Origin of the sequence: Rhizobium chutanense, assembly GCF_002531935.1 — a bacterium.
Lineage (GTDB): Bacteria > Pseudomonadota > Alphaproteobacteria > Rhizobiales > Rhizobiaceae > Rhizobium > Rhizobium chutanense.
Genome location: NZ_NWSV01000004.1, coordinates 359,007 through 373,764, shown reverse-complemented (window position 1 = coordinate 373,764; position 14,758 = coordinate 359,007). Strand labels below are relative to the sequence as shown.

Genomic DNA, 14,758 nt, shown 5'->3' with positions numbered 1-14,758 from the left:
CGCCCGCTGTGGCGCTTCTCAATCTCTGGCATCACGCTCCGTCAGGCCTGGTTTCTCACCGCATCGCCGGCGGCGAAATGCGCCATCTGGCCGTCATAGGCTCTTTTGAAAGCGGGGCGCGCGCAGGCGCGATCGACGTAGGAGCGCAATGCCGGAAAATCGCCGGCGGCCCTGACCTTGGGGACGCGGAGCGCATCCGTCATCAGGATGTCGGCGACGGTGAATTGTCCGGCGGCCAGCCACTCGCGCTGGGCCAGCACGGCTTCCAGGTGCTGCAGGCGCTGGAACAGCCAGCTTTCGAGCGGGTTGGCGATCTCTTTGGAGAGGCCGATGAACCACCAGGGAACCGACACCATCTCGATCGAATTCAGCGCGGCTATCGTCCATTCCAGCGTCGCCGCCTCGCCCTTGGGATCGCGCGGCATCAATTTTTCGCTCTTTCGCGCCAGATAGAGAAGGCAGGCGCCGCTTTCGAACAGGGTGATGTCGCCGTCGTCGATGAAAGGCACCTGGCCAAAAGGCTGGCGCGCGAAATGCTCCGGTCCGCGGTTTTGGAAGGGGACCGACTTGACGTCGTAGTCGAGGCCGCCCTCTTCGCAGGCCCAGCGCAATCTGATGTCGCGCACATGACCGCGGGGGCCTGGCGGCACCCAATCATATGTCCAGATCGTCAAGGCTTCCGTCATGTCGTTTCTCCTCCCGTCGATGCCACCGGCTTGCAAATTGTTCGGGCGACCGCAGCAACTTCCGGTTCTGGCCCATTCCGGCCGGGGTCTATTTCCGCTATCGGCCCGAGCGCACCCTACATGATGAGTGTTTCCTTGTGCGGGTGAAGCTCGTTGCCGTGCAATTTTAACGACTTTAGTGACGAAACGACAAACAGCCGTCCTCTAAGCTTGTTGCTTTGGAGCTGCGCGATTGATCACAACACGTCACATTACCTACGCGGTCATCCTGCTCGGCCTCTTTCTCGGTTTGGCCGGGGCTTATTCGCTCAGCAATCTGTCGCTCGAAGGAATGGATCGGAGTCGCTTCACCTACGAGACTGAGAATTGCTACTATCCGAAGTGTGACGGGATGATCGTGCATGATAAATGGCTCGACGAAGCTCTCGCAAAAGCACAGCCACGCAGTCATTGATGATCGGGCGACTACGCTGCAGCCCGATATCCGGCGCCGGGATCACAGACGGGAGGCGCGTGATTGCGGCGGCTGCCGTCGCTGACCTCCGCTGGATTTCATTCCTGCTTGAAGCGGACGTTGCATGCTTCGGTGCGGTGCCGATCCGCGCTTTTTAACATCAATCCTGAGCTGTCGGGCGCACCACGATGCTGCCAATCTCCACGTCGCCGGGTTGTTCGATTGCGAAGGCGATCGCCCGTGCGATCGCGTCCGGCGAAATGGCAAGCTCTTGTTTGCGCGTTTGAATCATCGCTTTGATATCCGGATCGGCAATGGAGTGATCCGCGAAGGTCGTGTCGATGAAACCCGGCGATACTTCCGTCACGCGCAGGTTTGGGCCGGATTCCTGTCGCAGCGCCTCGGTGGCTGTCCGCAGCGCATTTTTGGTCGCAGCGTAGACGCCCATTGTCGGCGCGATTCTGATGCCTGCCGTCGAGATGACGTTGACGACGTGCCCGCTGTTCTGGCGGCTAAACACGGGCAGCGCCGCAGCGATGCCGTAAAGCGCGCCCTTCAGGTTCACGTCGATCATGGCTTCCCAGTCATCGACTTCCAGAGCGTCGAAGCGCGAGAGCGGCCCGATGCCTGCATTGTTGACGATGACATCAAGCCGCCCGAACCGCTCGCAGGCAAGGCCGACCAGCGCGTTCAGATCTTCGCGCTTCGTCACGTCGGTTGCCCGGTAGACGGCTTCGCCGCCCGCCGCTTCGATCTCGCCCGCGACAGCGGTGATTTCCGCCTCGCTTCGCGCACCGAGTGCGAGACGCGCGCCCCGCGCAGCAAGATGAAGAGCGGTCGCCCGGCCGATGCCGCGCCCGGCTCCGGTAATGGCGACGATCTTGTTCTCTATGGTCATGATAGAGGCTCCGTTTTCCGAGTGCAAAGCCAGCCTATGCGTTGCGGATTGAATGATCTATGCTCAAACGGCCATGTTTTTATCGCGATCCGCCGAAATTGCATCCGATCCCTTCTCCGAGGTTCTTGCGGCGCTCGGTGCGCGGAGCGTTCGCGGGACCGGCCTCGAAGCGGCAGGAGACTGGGCGCTCGCCTTCGACGGGCGGGCGCGGTTGAAGTTCGTCGCCGTCACACGTGGCCGCTGCTGGCTGCTGCTTCCGGATCATCCGCCGGAAGCACTGGTGGAAGGCGATGTCGTTCTCATCAGCAACACGCGCTATGCGGTGGCCAGCAATCCGGCGGTCGAACCGATCGACGGTATGCCGCTCTACGCTTCGCCGGGGCAGGACATGGTGCGTCTCGGCGCGGGGGACGAGACGGCCATGATAGGCGGCGGAAGCGGCTTTGCGGATGGCGGCGCCTTGTTCGTTCTCGACGCGCTCCCCAGGTTCCTGCGTGTCGACCGGACCTCGCCCGCCGCCGAGGCTGTCGCAAGGACGCTGAAATCCCTGAGGACGGAGGTCAGCAGCGCGGAACTGGGCGGTTCGCTCGTCGCCGAGCGGTTCGCGGAAATCCTCGTGGTCGCGGCGGTCCGCGCTTTCGTGGCCACCAGTCCGACAACCAGTGTCGGCTGGATCACCGCGCTGGCGGACCCGCGGATCGGCAAAGCGCTCAGATTGCTGCACGGCGATGTCGCGCGGCGTTGGACGGTGCCGATGCTGGCATCGGAGGTCGGCATGTCACGCTCGGCCTTCACCCAGCGTTTCACCGATCGCGTCGGCCGCCCACCGCTTGACTACCTGACCCACTGGCGCATGGTTCTGGCGCAGCGAAAGCTTAACACGGGCCAGACGGTCGCCGCGGTTGCCGCCGCGGTCGGCTACAACTCGCAGAGCGCCTTTTCTCATGCCTTCAAGCGAACCTTTGGCCGTACACCACGCTCTGGTGGCTGAAGATACCCTTTCGGCGGTTGTCGGGGCCATGGCTTGCCCTCGAAGCCGTCGAAGGGCCATGGCGACGTAATTCTCTGTTTCATTCTTCTCGCCCGCCGGAGGAGATTCGAACCATAGCTGCGTGGACACAGCAGAGGTATCTCCGCCTTCGGATCGCGGGAAGCAGCTGTCCGTTGCAAAGGAGGGCTACCCTTGCTCTCCGAATGTCCGCTTTCGGCCCGAAGCGGCTATAGCGGTTGGCGAGACGTTACCTTTTGCTCTTTTGCTTGTTCGGCGTGTCCCATTCCCAGAGAAACCTTGTGCGTAGCGCATCGAGGCATTCATCCCACGTTTCGCGCTCGCAGGACGCTACAGCCGTGACCAAATAGGTTTTGAGCGTCTCGAAAGAAAAGGAATGAATTCGCATCGTCTTCATGCGGCTATTGCTCTTGGACATGTTTCTGGGCGTTGCTACCCTTATCGAAAAGGTTTCCGTCCAATCCGCATCCTTAGGGCCGATATCAAGTTGCAGTGTGATGTCGGCGTCGTCGGATGTAGCCGTGTCAAAGCCATGATGCTTCTCCATATCGACATAGGACACCTGCCCCCTTGAGGCAGCCGTCAGCGCGCGAATTTTCAATTCCAACACATCACCGCAATTCACTTTGACGTCGGTTCGATGTCCGTCCGACCATTGTATGTGGTCGGCCGAACTAAACCGACCATTAAAGATCAATAGTTCTTGGGTCCGCGCAATGACCGCTATTGGCGCAAACCTGATTTCGAAAGGCGGGCAGTTGCGTGAAACGAGGCCTATGTTCGCATCGCCGGGGGCAGGTCCGGCCGTCGCTGTCCAACGCCCTGCGGGACGAGCGATAGAGCAGCGATACCGGCCTCCTCGGCCGCCCGCAGAAGCGCTTCCCGGAATTGCTCCGGGGCAATCTTCCCGCTGATGGCGTCGACGCAGGCTTTCACCGCAGCGACATATTCCTCGCCGTCATCGAAAGGCCAGTCGTTGATCAGGAGATACGCGGCGTCACCCAGCGTCCGTACGATTTTGCGAGATACCGGACGGCTCAAAGAAAGCGCGACCGGCGTGAATGCCGACGATGTATTCCAGCACATTGTCCTCGACCCCTCAAGGCACGGAACTGCAATCCCAGCTGCAATATACGCGCGTATTTTGAAATTGGGAATTGAAAACTTTATGACGAACACTGCTTGAGCGTGAAGATGCCGAATGCCGGGAAAGGGCATTCTGCGACCTCGTGTCGGAGCAGCTGAGCTGTGTCCGACAGGCTGAACCGATTGACGACGGCCGCAGGGCCGCAATTCTGGATTCGCAAGAGATTTCAATCGTATCGGAGAGCTTACAGCGGGGCGTGACGGTCGGCCGGATGCGCGGGCGCGCACCCGGCTCGCCGGATCTGTGGTGTCAGGCGGCACGCATGGACAGCTCGATATCCCCGGCAAATGGCGTCGAGAGATAACCGTTCGCCGGAGAGCGGACGTGTTCGAGATATTGAGGGCAATCGTCGGCATTGTCGGCGATGACGAGCGCACCTGGGCGAAGGCGTGGTTCGAGCAAGGCGAGGATGTCGGGATAGAGCGCCTTGGCGCCGTCGAGCAGCACCAGGTCGATGGTCTGCGGGAGATCGGCGGCAAGGGTCTGCAAGGCGTCGCCTTCGCGCATTTCGACGAGGTCGATCAGGCCGCCCTCGGTCAAATGCCGCCGGGCTCGCGCCACTTTCGACGGCTCGAACTCCGTGGTGATCAGCCGGCCGCCGCCATTGTCGCGGAGTGCTGCGGCGAGATGGAGCGTCGATATGCCGAACGACGTGCCGAATTCGACGATGTTTTGGGCCCGCGTGCTGCGCGCCAGCATATAGAGAAGATGGCCGGCCTCGCGAGATACGGGCAGCCAGAGGTCCTTCAGCCGAGCGTAGAGCTCGAGATATTCGGTCTTGCTTGTCAGCAGGCGCGCCCGCTCCTCGTCGGACACGCTCGATAGGGCCGGGCTTGTCGCCGAAGCTGCCTCTTCGAACAGGCGAGCGAGCAGCGGCGCGAGCGGGGCGGTTGTCAATGTTGTCATCGTCGAAATCCTTGTTGGGAATGTTTCTTGCGTCGCCATTGAAAATACGAATAAGTCGTCGCATTCGCTAATCGCATTGCGGTCCGTCGAGATGAACAAGGTGACAAGCCCCCGGATTTCCACGAGAAAACTGCCGAAGCAGGCACGCTCGAACGACCTCGTCGGCGCGATTCTGCAGGCGGCTGTTCGCGTTTTGGCGGAAGAAGGAGCGCACCGCTTCACCACGGCGCGGGTGGCCGAGCGGGCGGGCGTCAGCGTCGGTTCGCTCTACCAGTACTTTCCCAATAAGGCATCGATCCTGTTCCGGCTGCAAAGCGAGGAATGGCAGCAGACGACCACCCTGCTGGCGGAGATCCTCAGCGACCGATCGAAGCCTCCCTTCGAAAGGCTTCGATCGCTGGTGCATGCGTTCCTGCGCTCGGAATGCGAGGAGGCATCCGTTCGCATCGCGCTCAGCGATGCCGCGCCGCTCTACCGCGACGCGCCGGAGGCGGAGGCGGCAAAACGCGCGACCGAGCCGGTGATGGAGGCATTCATGCTCGAGGTGCTGCCGGCAACGCCGAATCCGGTTCGCGATGTCGCAAGTGACTTGATCATGACGACGCTGAGCACGGTCGGCCAGGATTTCTCGGCAACGCCGAGGACGGAGGACGAGATCGCTGCTTTCTCGGCGGCGATGGCGCAGATGTTTTGCGCGTACTTGGAAAGCTTGGTGAATGGGGCGATGCGCGATAGGACCGCACGCGCAGACCGTCCCCATCAAGCTGGAACCCTGCCCATATAACATTGATCATGCATGCTTTAATGCGCCATGAAACACCGGCGTCAGGTTGCCGGTTTCACGCTGTTTTTCGTTGTTTGGGGTTTCAGGCGGATGCGGACCGGACGGCCTTCGGCATGATCGACCTCGAAGGAGTTCGTCTTCTTTACCAGATCGCTCAACTTCTTGAATCCGAAAGTCCGCGGGTCGAAGTCGGATGCCAAATTGGCAAGTTGCTTTCCAACGACGCCAAGCGGGATCCATCCATCCTCGGTCTCCATCTGCGCGATTACCCTTTTGATAATCGGTGTAGCGGCGCTGGGCGGCCGTAGCGAAGACGCAGCCTGTACGGTGTCCGCTCCGTTCGACGCAGCCGAAGGAGCCAGATTTTCCGTGTAAATAAACCGCCGGCATGCCTGGCGGAAGCTCTCCGGCGTCTTCTGTTCCCCGAAGCCGAAGACATCGATCCCTTGTTCGCGGATGCGTGAGGCGAGGCGCGTGAAATCGCTATCGGACGACACCAAACAGAAACCGTCGAAGCGGCCACTATGCAGCAAGTCCATCGCATCGATGACAAGCGTGATGTCGGACGCGTTCTTACCTGTGGTGTAGGCAAACTGTTGCTGAGGAATGATCGCGTGTTTTGCAAGGACGTCGATCCATGCCTTCGAGCGAGCGCTGGCGAAGTCGCCATAGATGCGTCGCACGCTCGCTTCACCAATCTTGGCTATTTCCTCGAACAGACCGTCAACGATCTTCGCAGAGGCATTGTCCGCATCGATAAGAACTGCAAGACGTGGCGAGCGTAATTCAGGCATGCCGAAGCTCCATGGCGATTGATAGACCCCAAACTCAAGCCGGTTTACTCAGTCGTTCCTTCAATCAAACGTTTGCATCAGGTATCGCCTATCGTGAACGGAGGTAGCTAAGAGGGGGGTGAATGGCGTGCCGTGTGGCCCCCTCATCCGCCCTACGGGCACCTTCTCCCCGAGGGGAGAAGAGGGAGCAAGCGGCGCCGACACTGCCAAAACGCACGGGCCCATTCGAAAGCACTCCATCGAAGATCCTTGATGGCATTTTCGTTTTTCATGGCGCCTCGCCTCTCACCGCAACTCCGCACTCACCCGAAAAATCCCGCCCGCCGACGCATCCGAGCAGACCACGAAGGTCGAGCCCTCTTGCGCCATGAAGGCGACGTTGCCGCCGGCTTCGCAGGGGGTGGCGCTCCATTGCAGGATGATGTCGCCATTGTCGGGCAGTTTTTCCGTCGTCAGCTTGACGGCGCTTGCCATCCATTCGGTGGCCGATGGCAGGTGGACGGGGGTGTTCAGCTGTTTCGACAGCCAGGCGGTGTAGTTCTGCGCCTCGGCGAGCGGTACGTCGTCGGCGGGCTGTTCGGGATTGTCGGCGTAGGCCTTTGCGGCGGCGGGATCGGAGTTGGCGGTGTAATATTGCGCCATCTCGGCGCGGGTGACGGCCTTGGCCTGCATGCAGAAGGATTTTTTGATCTTCACGGCGCCATTGGCGACGCCGAGCATGCCGCCGAGCTCCTTGAGCGAGGAGGTCATCAGCCGGACATTGTCGAGCGGATAACTTCCGGCCGGCACGGTTTCGAAGGCAAGGGTCTGCGAGACCGGGCAGAAGCCGCGGGCCGACAGGGCTTCGAGATCGGCAAGGATTGGCTGGTAGGCTGCGATGGCGAGCTTGTAGGCCTCCGCGCTGTAGCGGCCGTCGGCCTCGGTCAGCTTCGGCGTGAGCGCTGCCAGTGTGGGGTCGGCGGCGCCGGCGCGTGTCGTGATCGAGGCGTGGAGATCGGTGACTTTCTGCCGCAGCGCCGTCGCTTCGTCCTTGGCCGCCATGACATCGGCGATGAGAGCGTCGAACAGCTTGGCGGCATCGCTATAGGCCGAGGTCGCGGCCGGCAGCTGCCATTGCTCCGCCTTGGCCTTGGCCTCGGTCATCAGGCCGCTTGCCTTGGCGACGTCGGGGCTATCGCCGGCGCCGATGCGGGTGACGGTTTCGCGTTTTGCCGCCGCATCCTTTTCGGCCGCGGTCAGCGCGGTCAGCGCCTTGGCGAGATCGTCGTAGGCAGTTTTCGCGGCGTCGTAATTGTCGACGGCGGCATGCATCTGCTTTGATGTGGCGGCCTCAGTGGCCGTCTTCATCTTGGTTTCGGCCTCGGCAAAGCTCGGCGCCTTGTCGCCGCCGGCGGCCGAGGCGGCGGCTTTCGCCTTTTCGGCATTTTCCTTCGATATGGCGATCAGCGCATTGCCGAGATTGATGGCGGCGGTCTGATAGCCCGGAAGGGCCTTGTCGTAGTCTTCGTCCTTGAGCAGGGCGTCGGCCGAGGTCAGTGCCGCAGCACCCGTGTCATAGGAAAGTTTCGCCTGGTCGCTGGCCGGGCGCTCCGGCGCCTTGGCGGCGATCGCCTTTTGCTTGCGGCTTTCGGCCTCCTTCTTCCAGGTGCCGACATCCGCGACGAGTTTCGGATCCGGGCGCAGCAGCTTCGGGATGGTGACGACACCGACGCCGATGCAGATCAGCAGCAGCGCTCCGATCATCGACAGTTTGGCCGCCGTCCATTTTTTCGGCTTCGCCGCCTCCGGCTGCTGCGGCATGCCGCCGCGCGGATCCCAGGACATCGGCTGGATGCCTGTGGTGACGCGGCTGAATTCGCCGAGCGCATCGGCGCCGGTGCGCGGCCTGACACCCGGATCGCGGCTCAGCATGCGCTCGATCAGGCTGGCAAGCCCCTCGGGAAAACCGGGGATCAGCACATCAAGGCGCGGGAAGATATTGGAGGGGTCGAGATGGATGTTCTTCCAGCTCTGCTCGCGCTGGTGCTCATCCTCCCAGACCATGACGCTGTCGAAGACGCTGGCATAGGTCTGGCGCGGCAGGAAGAGCTTGTAGGCGATCATGCCCATGGCATAGATGTCGAGGGCCGGCGAGGCGGAGAAGGTGCCGCTCGCATAGATCTCCGGCGCGCCGAATTCCGGCACATAGGGCGGGATGATGTGTTCGCCGATCTTCGAGATCAGATGCAGGTTGCCGATCCGGACCGACAGGCCGGAATAATCCTCGGAGACATAGATGCACTGGTCGGTCAGCGCATTGTGGGCGTAACCGGCGCCATGCAGCGTCGCCAGGCCTTCGAGGATGTGGCGGCCGATCTCGACGGCGCGCTCGTAGGCCACCATCTCGGTTTCGTCGAGATATTGGTGCAGCGTCTTCGACGGCCGCTTCTCGACGATATAGAAGTTGTCGTCATCAGGCGACGGCGGGATGAGGTCTTCGATTTCGACGAAGCGCCGGGCGGTCAGCGATTTGGCCTCGTTGATCGAGGTCCAGACCCGCTCGAAACGCGCCTTGTCCAGTTTCAATGCCACATCCGGCGTGACGATGAAGACGGCATGGCCCATCCGCTTATCCTCAGCGGGATAGACGATGAATTCGTTTTCATAGATCGGCTGGCCGATCGTGTAGCGGGCGATCAGATCACTTCTCATGCATTTGTCCCCCTGCATTCATTGGCATTTCTATTCGCCTGCCAGTAATGGATCGCCGATCAGGCCTGCAGCGAGCAGCAGGCCGCTTTTCGTATCGCGCAACGCGAAGGCAAAACGGGCGTCGGCGACAACGCGCACCAGCTTCGGATCGATGCTGCGCTCGGTGATCGCTGCGGTGGCTGCCGCCGCCTCCGTGCCGTTTTCGTCGACCTTGATCATGGTCTTCTGCAGGACGCGCGACAAGCGGATGTTTTCCTTGGTGAAACCCGGGAAAGCCGCTTCCCCGGTCTTCCCAGTCTTTTGGGCCTTTTCGGGCGCCACGCCCATCGCGTTCAGGACCGGCATCAAATCACGCCCGTCGTTCAGGGAAAAGCGGGGCAGGAAGATTTCGCCCTTGGCGGCTTCGAATTTTTCCCCTTGCAGCCAGGAGGTGAGCGCCTTCAGATCGGCGCCGCCGACGCCCTTGCCGGAACGCGCCGCCACCACGACCATGCTGTAGCCCTCGCCGGTATAGGCAAGGTCGACGGCCGAGAATTTCTCGTCGGAGCGGAATTTTTGGCCGTCGCCGGCAAGATGCATCATCGGCACCGAGATCGTCGAGCCGTCCGGGCGCTGAAAGGGGCTTGCCGGGCTTTCCCTGTCGAAGGCGGTCTTCCAGCGCGCCTTGAAGGAGAGTGCGCCGAGGCTGACGAAGCCGCCGCCGGGCGGCGCGTCGAGGATACTGGGAATGGCGCCCCGCGTCGTCTCCTTGACCCAGGCGTTGATGTGCTCGACCGATGCCGGGCCGTCCAGGTCGTCGATCGTCGGTTTGATGCGATGGGTGGCGAGCATGGGGAGCGCGCCGGGGACGAGCGCCAGCTTATCATCGAAGACGATCGCCACCGCCGTCGCCAGCGGCGCATCGGCTGCTGCCGGCTTTTCCGGGGTCATCGCGTCAAGCACCGTCGCCGGTCCCTTCGGCTCCTGGAAACCCAGACTTCTGGCGATTGCCGCCTTGCCCTGATCCGAAGCGCCGAGGCTTGCGAGGCCGAGGGCGGCGGCAAGGCTTGCCGGCGACACCATGATATTGGCTGCCTTTTCGCTCGCCAGCGTGCGGTCGAGCAGTTCGACGGCAAGCCCCGCCTGCGCGGCGAGCAATGCCTTGCCGTCGCCGGTCTCGCCGGCACCGGCGGCTGGGGCAAGCGTGATCAGCGAAGCGGCGAGAGCGGCCAGCAGAGTGGATTTCGGCATGGTTCGCTCCTCTTCAGCGGATGCGATAGAATTTGGAATCGAACGACCATTTGCCCTGGGCGCCGGTCTCGTCGTCGCCGACGATCCTGAGGCTGCGGGCGAGATCGTAGACATAATTGAAGGCGGCGCGCTGGCCGACGAGCGGCGTCGGCACATCCGGCAGGTCGAGCACTTCGATCGGCTTGTCGCTGAGAATGGCGACGACCATGCCGACGCCGGCCGGTCCCTCCACCTGATATTCGAAGCCGATATAGGGATTGCGGGCATCCGGCACGACGACCGGGCGGGCCGGATCGAGCCGGTTGTCGCCGCTCTTGGCGGTCGGTTTCAGGCCCATCGAGCGCTTGTTCGGGTAAAGCTGGGTGAGTTTGCCGGAGGCATCGATATCGACCAGGATCAGATAGCCCGGTTTCTTGGTGGAGACGCGCATCGCCACCTTGTCGCCGATGCCGACCGAGGTGCCGGGCAGCATGTCGACGGCGACACCGGCGTCGTTATCGCTCTTCAGCGTGTTTTCGACGGCGGCGACCGGGGTCTTTGCCTCCTCGCCGGTGATGACGTCGCGGCCGAGCGCATCCGGCTGGCCGTAGAATTGCGGCACCGGCGTGAAGCGGCAGTCTCCCGCATGCGTCCGGCAATATTCGTCGGATTTGCGCCGGACATAATCGAGCAAAGCGGCATTGCTGACGTCGGGCTTGTCGGCGGCGCGCGCCACGCCATTCTCCACGCCTTCGATGAAGTTGCGGGTAAAGACGCCCAGCGCCGGCTTGGCCTCGCGGTCGACGAGCGCCCACTGCCCGGAGTTGACCGCCGACCAGACCATGGCGTTTTCTCCGCCGAAGGAGAATTTCGCTTCCTTGCCCGATTTGTTCGGCGGCTCCAGCGCGGCAAGCGCCGGGCCGAGGCAGCGCACGGTGCCGCCGGCGGGGGCGGCCACGGCGCTGCGGCTGCCGGGGCCGACATGGCAGGCATCGATCAAGAGCGTCACGCGGCGGTCCTTGAGGCTGTTCAGCCGGGCGGCGATCTCGGTTTCGCGGATCTGGTTGGTGACCGTCACCTTGCCGCCCTCGCGCGTCAGTTTGGCGTCGGCGGCCACCAGCGTCGGGCTCGTCGTTTCCTCGGCGCCCATTTCCTCCGATCCCTGGCCGCTAAAATAGAGGAAGACGCGGCTGCCCGGCGTCGACTGGCGCACCAGCCAGTCGTCGATCTCGGCCAGGATCGCCTCGCGGGTTGCCTTGCGGTTGGTCAGCGCATGGATCTGCTCCGGGCGGTAGGCGAGCGTTTTGGCGAGGAAGAGCTGCATCGCCTTCACGTCGCTGGCGGAGCCGGTGAGTTTCGCCTCGCGCATGTCGTAATCGTCGATGCCGATCAGCAGGGCGCGGTCGCCGGGGGAGCTTTGCGCCACCGGCGTCTGGATGGCCTGCGGCTGGACGGCGGGTTCGTCGGTGACGGGCTTGTCGGCCGGTCTGTCGGGGTTTGGCGTTTCGGTGGCACCGGCGGGCGCGCTATCGCCGGCGGGCGGGGCGACGATGCCGATATTCGCCTCCTCCTGCCCGGACTGCTGTTGTTTCGTCCCCGCGCCGGTGATGGTCGACGCCACCTGATCGCCGGCCGGCGTTTCGACATTGGGCACGTCGCCGTCGGTCTTGGCGGCGATCCAGTCGCGGAAGGCGGCGACGCGGGTGTAGACGCCGTAATGTTCGGCCTCGGCGCAGCCGGCGCCCCAGCTGACGATGCCGAGCTGGATCCAGCTCTTGTCCGGGCGCTGGGCGACCAGCGGTCCGCCGCTGTCGCCCTGGCAGGCGTCCTTGCCGCCTTCGGCATAACCGGCGCAGACATTGCGCTCGTCGATCGGGTTCATCCGCATCGAGCTGTCGCGATAGGCGGCGCGACAATCCTCGCGCGGGACGATCGGCAGCTCGACCTCCTGCAACTCGGTCGGCAGGTATTTGTCGTCCCAGCCGTGATCGGCCTTGGTGTAGCCCCAGCCGGTGACGACGGCCTTGTGGCCGGCGGCCTCGACATCCTCGTCCGAGGCCGAGGCGAGAATGGCCGGCCTGGAGACGGCGGGTTCGGCAAGCTTGATGAGGGCGATGTCGTTGGCGAAGACCTTGCGGTCGAAATCCTCGTGGATGATGACGTCTTCGACGGCGAGACCCGGCTTGTCGGGGCCGTCGACCGATATCACCTTGTCGATCTTCGATTTGCCTTCGACGATCAGCAGATCGCGGGCGAAGAGATCCTGCTTGCCGGAGCGGCCGCTGGTGACGCAATGGGCGGCCGTCAGGATCCAGCGCGGGGCGATCAGCGAGCCGCCGCAATGGCCGCCGAAGCGGCCGCGCTGCTCGGGATCGGGGGCCAGGATCTTCACCTGCCAGGGCCATTCGCCCTTCTTCGCCGCCTGGCCGCCGATGACGCGCCCGCCATCCTCGCCGGCGAAATCGGTATCCTGCTGCGCCAGCACCGGAGGGACAAGAAGCAGCATGACGGAGACAATCGTGAGGACCCTGCTGATCGACGTGCTCATAGCTTGGCTCCGGCGGAGGTATAGAGGACCGTGAACCCGACGCGTGCGCCCTCGGGCAGGACTTCGCCGAGGCGCCTGGCGATATTGCCGGCGGTGCGGCGCCGGTCGTTCTGCTTCAAGAATTCCACGAGATCAGGCATCGGGGTTTCGGAGGTGACGGCGACGAGCAGGTCGGTGCCGAAAGGCGCGACGACGGAGAGATCGAGATCGAAGCTCTGGGGCATTCCGGCATCGACGTCTTTCTCGCCGGGATAGAGGAACTGCACGGTGCCATCGCCGGTGACGTCGAAGAGCACCAGCTTGCGGCCGGCGAGATCCGAAACGGTGACGCCGACGCGCTCGCCTTCGCGATGCACCGCATCGGATGGTGTGACGCGCACCGTCTGCGGATTGGCCTCCGACATCAGCTTCAGCGTGTCGAGCGCGGCCATCCGGTCGACGACGAAGGGCATGTCGCCGGCGCCGACGCCGGAGGCGACGACATCGCCGCCGGCAATCGCCTCGTGTTTTTCCGGATCGAAGACCAGTTCGGCATCGGCGGCCTCGGTCAGCGTGAACGGCGTGACGGCGGGGCTGATCCCCTGCAGCGGTTGATCCGGGCCGAGAGCGGCAATGCGGATCGGCGCGGCTGCGGCGGGCGCGACTGTGGCGGGCGGGGGAGCGGTCGATTTCGCGGCCGCCACCTGCGCTCCCGCCCCTTCGTAGCTATAGACGACGGCGCGGTCGAGATCGGTTCCGGGCGGGCTTTCGGTAAAAATGTTCTGCCGCTGGTCGGTGAACTGGTAGACCGCCTGGCGCACATATTCGAAGAGTTCGCGGCGGCTGACCGCGCCGTCGCCGTTGCGGTCGGCCGCGCCTTCGAAGGCGCGGGCGGTGGCGTAGCTCAGCGCGCCGCGTTTCTGCGGAATGCCGGGGATCGAGATTTCGGGCGATTTGGTGTTGTCGTCTACGGCGGCGAGAAAGGTCAGGCGCTGGAAATCGAAGCCGGTGGAGAGCGCGTCCGCCGTCGTCGAAATCGGCGCGAGGTCGTCCTCCTCGATCGTATAGGAGGGCGCCTGGCGCCAGGTGATTTCGCCGCCGCGCGGATCGACGTCGCGGGTCATGCCGCCGGCATGGCAGGTATCGGCGATGAAGACGACATCGGCGCCCTTGGCTTCGAGATTGTGGATCAGCACCTTGAACTCGTCGCCGAAGATGCGCTCGCGCGAGCCCGGCAGCCGGGTATCGAAGCCGGCCAGCACATAGACCTCGTCGCGGCCGCTCGGTTTCGAGCCCTTGACGCGCTCCGGCTCGCTCGAGCCGTGGCCGGCGATGCCGAGCACGACGAGATCGCCCGGCCCTGCCCTTTCGGTGACGGCTTCGATCGCGTGAAAGATGCCCTCGCGGTCGGCAGCGCCGTTTTTCAACAGCGTCATGTCCTCGACGCCGACCGAGCGCAGCGACAGGGAAAGATCCTCGGCATCGGCGACGGCGCCGTGCAGCGGCGGAACGTTGCGGTAGAGGTCGATGCCGATCAGCACCGCCCGGACGGCACCGCGCTCGGGCGCCTCGATCGTTTTTGCCAGGCTGCCGGTCGCCGCCAAAGTGAGGATGGCAAGGGCTGCGGCCAGGGAAGCGGATGTGGACATGGCC

Annotated in this window: 13 protein-coding genes; 3 read left to right on the top strand and 10 right to left on the bottom strand. The window is 63.4% G+C overall.

Going from position 1 to position 14,758, the window contains the following annotated elements:
- Positions 1–41: 41 nt before the first annotated feature.
- Positions 42–686 (bottom strand): glutathione S-transferase family protein, encoded by a 645-nt coding sequence (locus tag CO666_RS09070; protein ID WP_097611720.1) that lies wholly within the window; start codon positions 684–686, stop codon positions 42–44.
- Between the two features lie 232 nt (positions 687–918).
- Here CO666_RS09070 and CO666_RS09065 point away from each other — a divergent pair, with 232 nt between their 5' ends.
- On the top strand, positions 919–1,140 hold the full coding sequence (locus CO666_RS09065; protein ID WP_097611719.1) for a hypothetical protein: 222 nt from the start codon (positions 919–921) through the stop codon (positions 1,138–1,140).
- Positions 1,141–1,300: 160 nt separating this feature from the next.
- Here CO666_RS09065 and CO666_RS09060 read toward each other — a convergent pair whose 3' ends face one another.
- Positions 1,301–2,038, bottom strand: a complete 738-nt coding sequence (locus tag CO666_RS09060; protein ID WP_097611718.1) for an SDR family oxidoreductase — start codon at positions 2,036–2,038, stop codon at positions 1,301–1,303.
- Positions 2,039–2,090: 52 nt separating this feature from the next.
- Here CO666_RS09060 and CO666_RS09055 point away from each other — a divergent pair, with 52 nt between their 5' ends.
- Positions 2,091–3,029 carry an AraC family transcriptional regulator gene (locus tag CO666_RS09055; RefSeq protein WP_097611717.1) on the top strand — a complete coding sequence of 313 codons (939 nt, stop codon included), beginning with the start codon at positions 2,091–2,093 and terminating at the stop codon, positions 3,027–3,029.
- 247 nt (positions 3,030–3,276) lie between these two features.
- On the opposite strand, the gene CO666_RS09050 is transcribed toward CO666_RS09055, so the two are convergent.
- The 3 genes from CO666_RS09050 to CO666_RS09040 form a co-directional block, all read right to left on the bottom strand.
- Complete coding sequence (locus CO666_RS09050; protein WP_143540269.1) at positions 3,277–3,654, bottom strand: Imm8 family immunity protein; 378 nt, start codon at positions 3,652–3,654, stop codon at positions 3,277–3,279.
- 167 nt (positions 3,655–3,821) lie between these two features.
- The gene (locus CO666_RS09045; protein WP_097611829.1) at positions 3,822–4,133 is read right to left on the bottom strand and encodes a DUF982 domain-containing protein; all 312 of its coding nucleotides are present in this window, start codon (positions 4,131–4,133) and stop codon (positions 3,822–3,824) included.
- A gap of 310 nt (positions 4,134–4,443) precedes the next feature.
- Entirely contained in the window at positions 4,444–5,100 is a 657-nt protein-coding gene (locus tag CO666_RS09040; protein ID WP_097611715.1) for an O-methyltransferase, read from the bottom strand.
- 91 nt (positions 5,101–5,191) lie between these two features.
- On the opposite strand from CO666_RS09040, the gene CO666_RS09035 reads away from it, so the two are divergent.
- On the top strand, positions 5,192–5,884 hold the full coding sequence (locus tag CO666_RS09035) for a TetR/AcrR family transcriptional regulator (RefSeq protein WP_097611828.1): 693 nt from the start codon (positions 5,192–5,194) through the stop codon (positions 5,882–5,884).
- A 41-nt stretch (positions 5,885–5,925) separates the two neighbouring features.
- On the opposite strand, the gene CO666_RS09030 is transcribed toward CO666_RS09035, so the two are convergent.
- The 5 genes from CO666_RS09030 to CO666_RS09010 all read right to left on the bottom strand — a co-directional run bounded on the left by CO666_RS09030 (position 5,926) and on the right by CO666_RS09010 (position 14,754).
- Entirely contained in the window at positions 5,926–6,678 is a 753-nt protein-coding gene (locus CO666_RS09030) for an NYN domain-containing protein (RefSeq protein ID WP_097611714.1), read from the bottom strand.
- A 285-nt stretch (positions 6,679–6,963) separates the two neighbouring features.
- The gene (locus CO666_RS09025) at positions 6,964–9,369 is read right to left on the bottom strand and encodes a protein kinase domain-containing protein (protein ID WP_097611713.1); all 2,406 of its coding nucleotides are present in this window, start codon (positions 9,367–9,369) and stop codon (positions 6,964–6,966) included.
- 30 nt (positions 9,370–9,399) lie between these two features.
- Positions 9,400–10,599: a serpin family protein gene (locus tag CO666_RS09020; protein ID WP_097611712.1), complete on the bottom strand. Its 1,200-nt coding sequence runs from the start codon at positions 10,597–10,599 to the stop codon at positions 9,400–9,402.
- A gap of 13 nt (positions 10,600–10,612) precedes the next feature.
- Positions 10,613–13,126, bottom strand: a complete 2,514-nt coding sequence (locus CO666_RS09015; protein ID WP_097611711.1) for a trypsin-like serine protease — start codon at positions 13,124–13,126, stop codon at positions 10,613–10,615.
- Positions 13,123–14,754, bottom strand: coding sequence for a caspase family protein (locus tag CO666_RS09010; RefSeq protein WP_097611710.1), 1,632 nt, complete (start codon positions 14,752–14,754; stop codon positions 13,123–13,125). Before CO666_RS09010 ends, CO666_RS09015 begins: the two co-directional genes overlap by 4 nt.
- Between the last annotated feature and the right edge of the window lie 4 nt (positions 14,755–14,758).

Excerpts from the sequence above, each read along its gene's own strand:
- CO666_RS09070 (WP_097611720.1), bottom strand. The coding sequence starts at position 686 with ATGACGGAAGCCTTGACGATCTGGACATATGATTGGGTGCCGCCAGGC.
- CO666_RS09060 (WP_097611718.1), bottom strand. The coding sequence starts at position 2,038 with ATGACCATAGAGAACAAGATCGTCGCCATTACCGGAGCCGGGCGCGGC.
- CO666_RS09055 (WP_097611717.1), top strand. The coding sequence starts at position 2,091 with ATGATCTATGCTCAAACGGCCATGTTTTTATCGCGATCCGCCGAAATT.
- CO666_RS09045 (WP_097611829.1), bottom strand. The coding sequence starts at position 4,133 with ATGTGCTGGAATACATCGTCGGCATTCACGCCGGTCGCGCTTTCTTTG.
- CO666_RS09040 (WP_097611715.1), bottom strand. The coding sequence starts at position 5,100 with ATGACAACATTGACAACCGCCCCGCTCGCGCCGCTGCTCGCTCGCCTG.
- CO666_RS09035 (WP_097611828.1), top strand. The coding sequence starts at position 5,192 with ATGAACAAGGTGACAAGCCCCCGGATTTCCACGAGAAAACTGCCGAAG.
- CO666_RS09030 (WP_097611714.1), bottom strand. The coding sequence starts at position 6,678 with ATGCCTGAATTACGCTCGCCACGTCTTGCAGTTCTTATCGATGCGGAC.
- CO666_RS09025 (WP_097611713.1), bottom strand. The coding sequence starts at position 9,369 with ATGAGAAGTGATCTGATCGCCCGCTACACGATCGGCCAGCCGATCTAT.
- CO666_RS09020 (WP_097611712.1), bottom strand. The coding sequence starts at position 10,599 with ATGCCGAAATCCACTCTGCTGGCCGCTCTCGCCGCTTCGCTGATCACG.
- CO666_RS09015 (WP_097611711.1), bottom strand. The coding sequence starts at position 13,126 with ATGAGCACGTCGATCAGCAGGGTCCTCACGATTGTCTCCGTCATGCTG.
- CO666_RS09010 (WP_097611710.1), bottom strand. The coding sequence starts at position 14,754 with ATGTCCACATCCGCTTCCCTGGCCGCAGCCCTTGCCATCCTCACTTTG.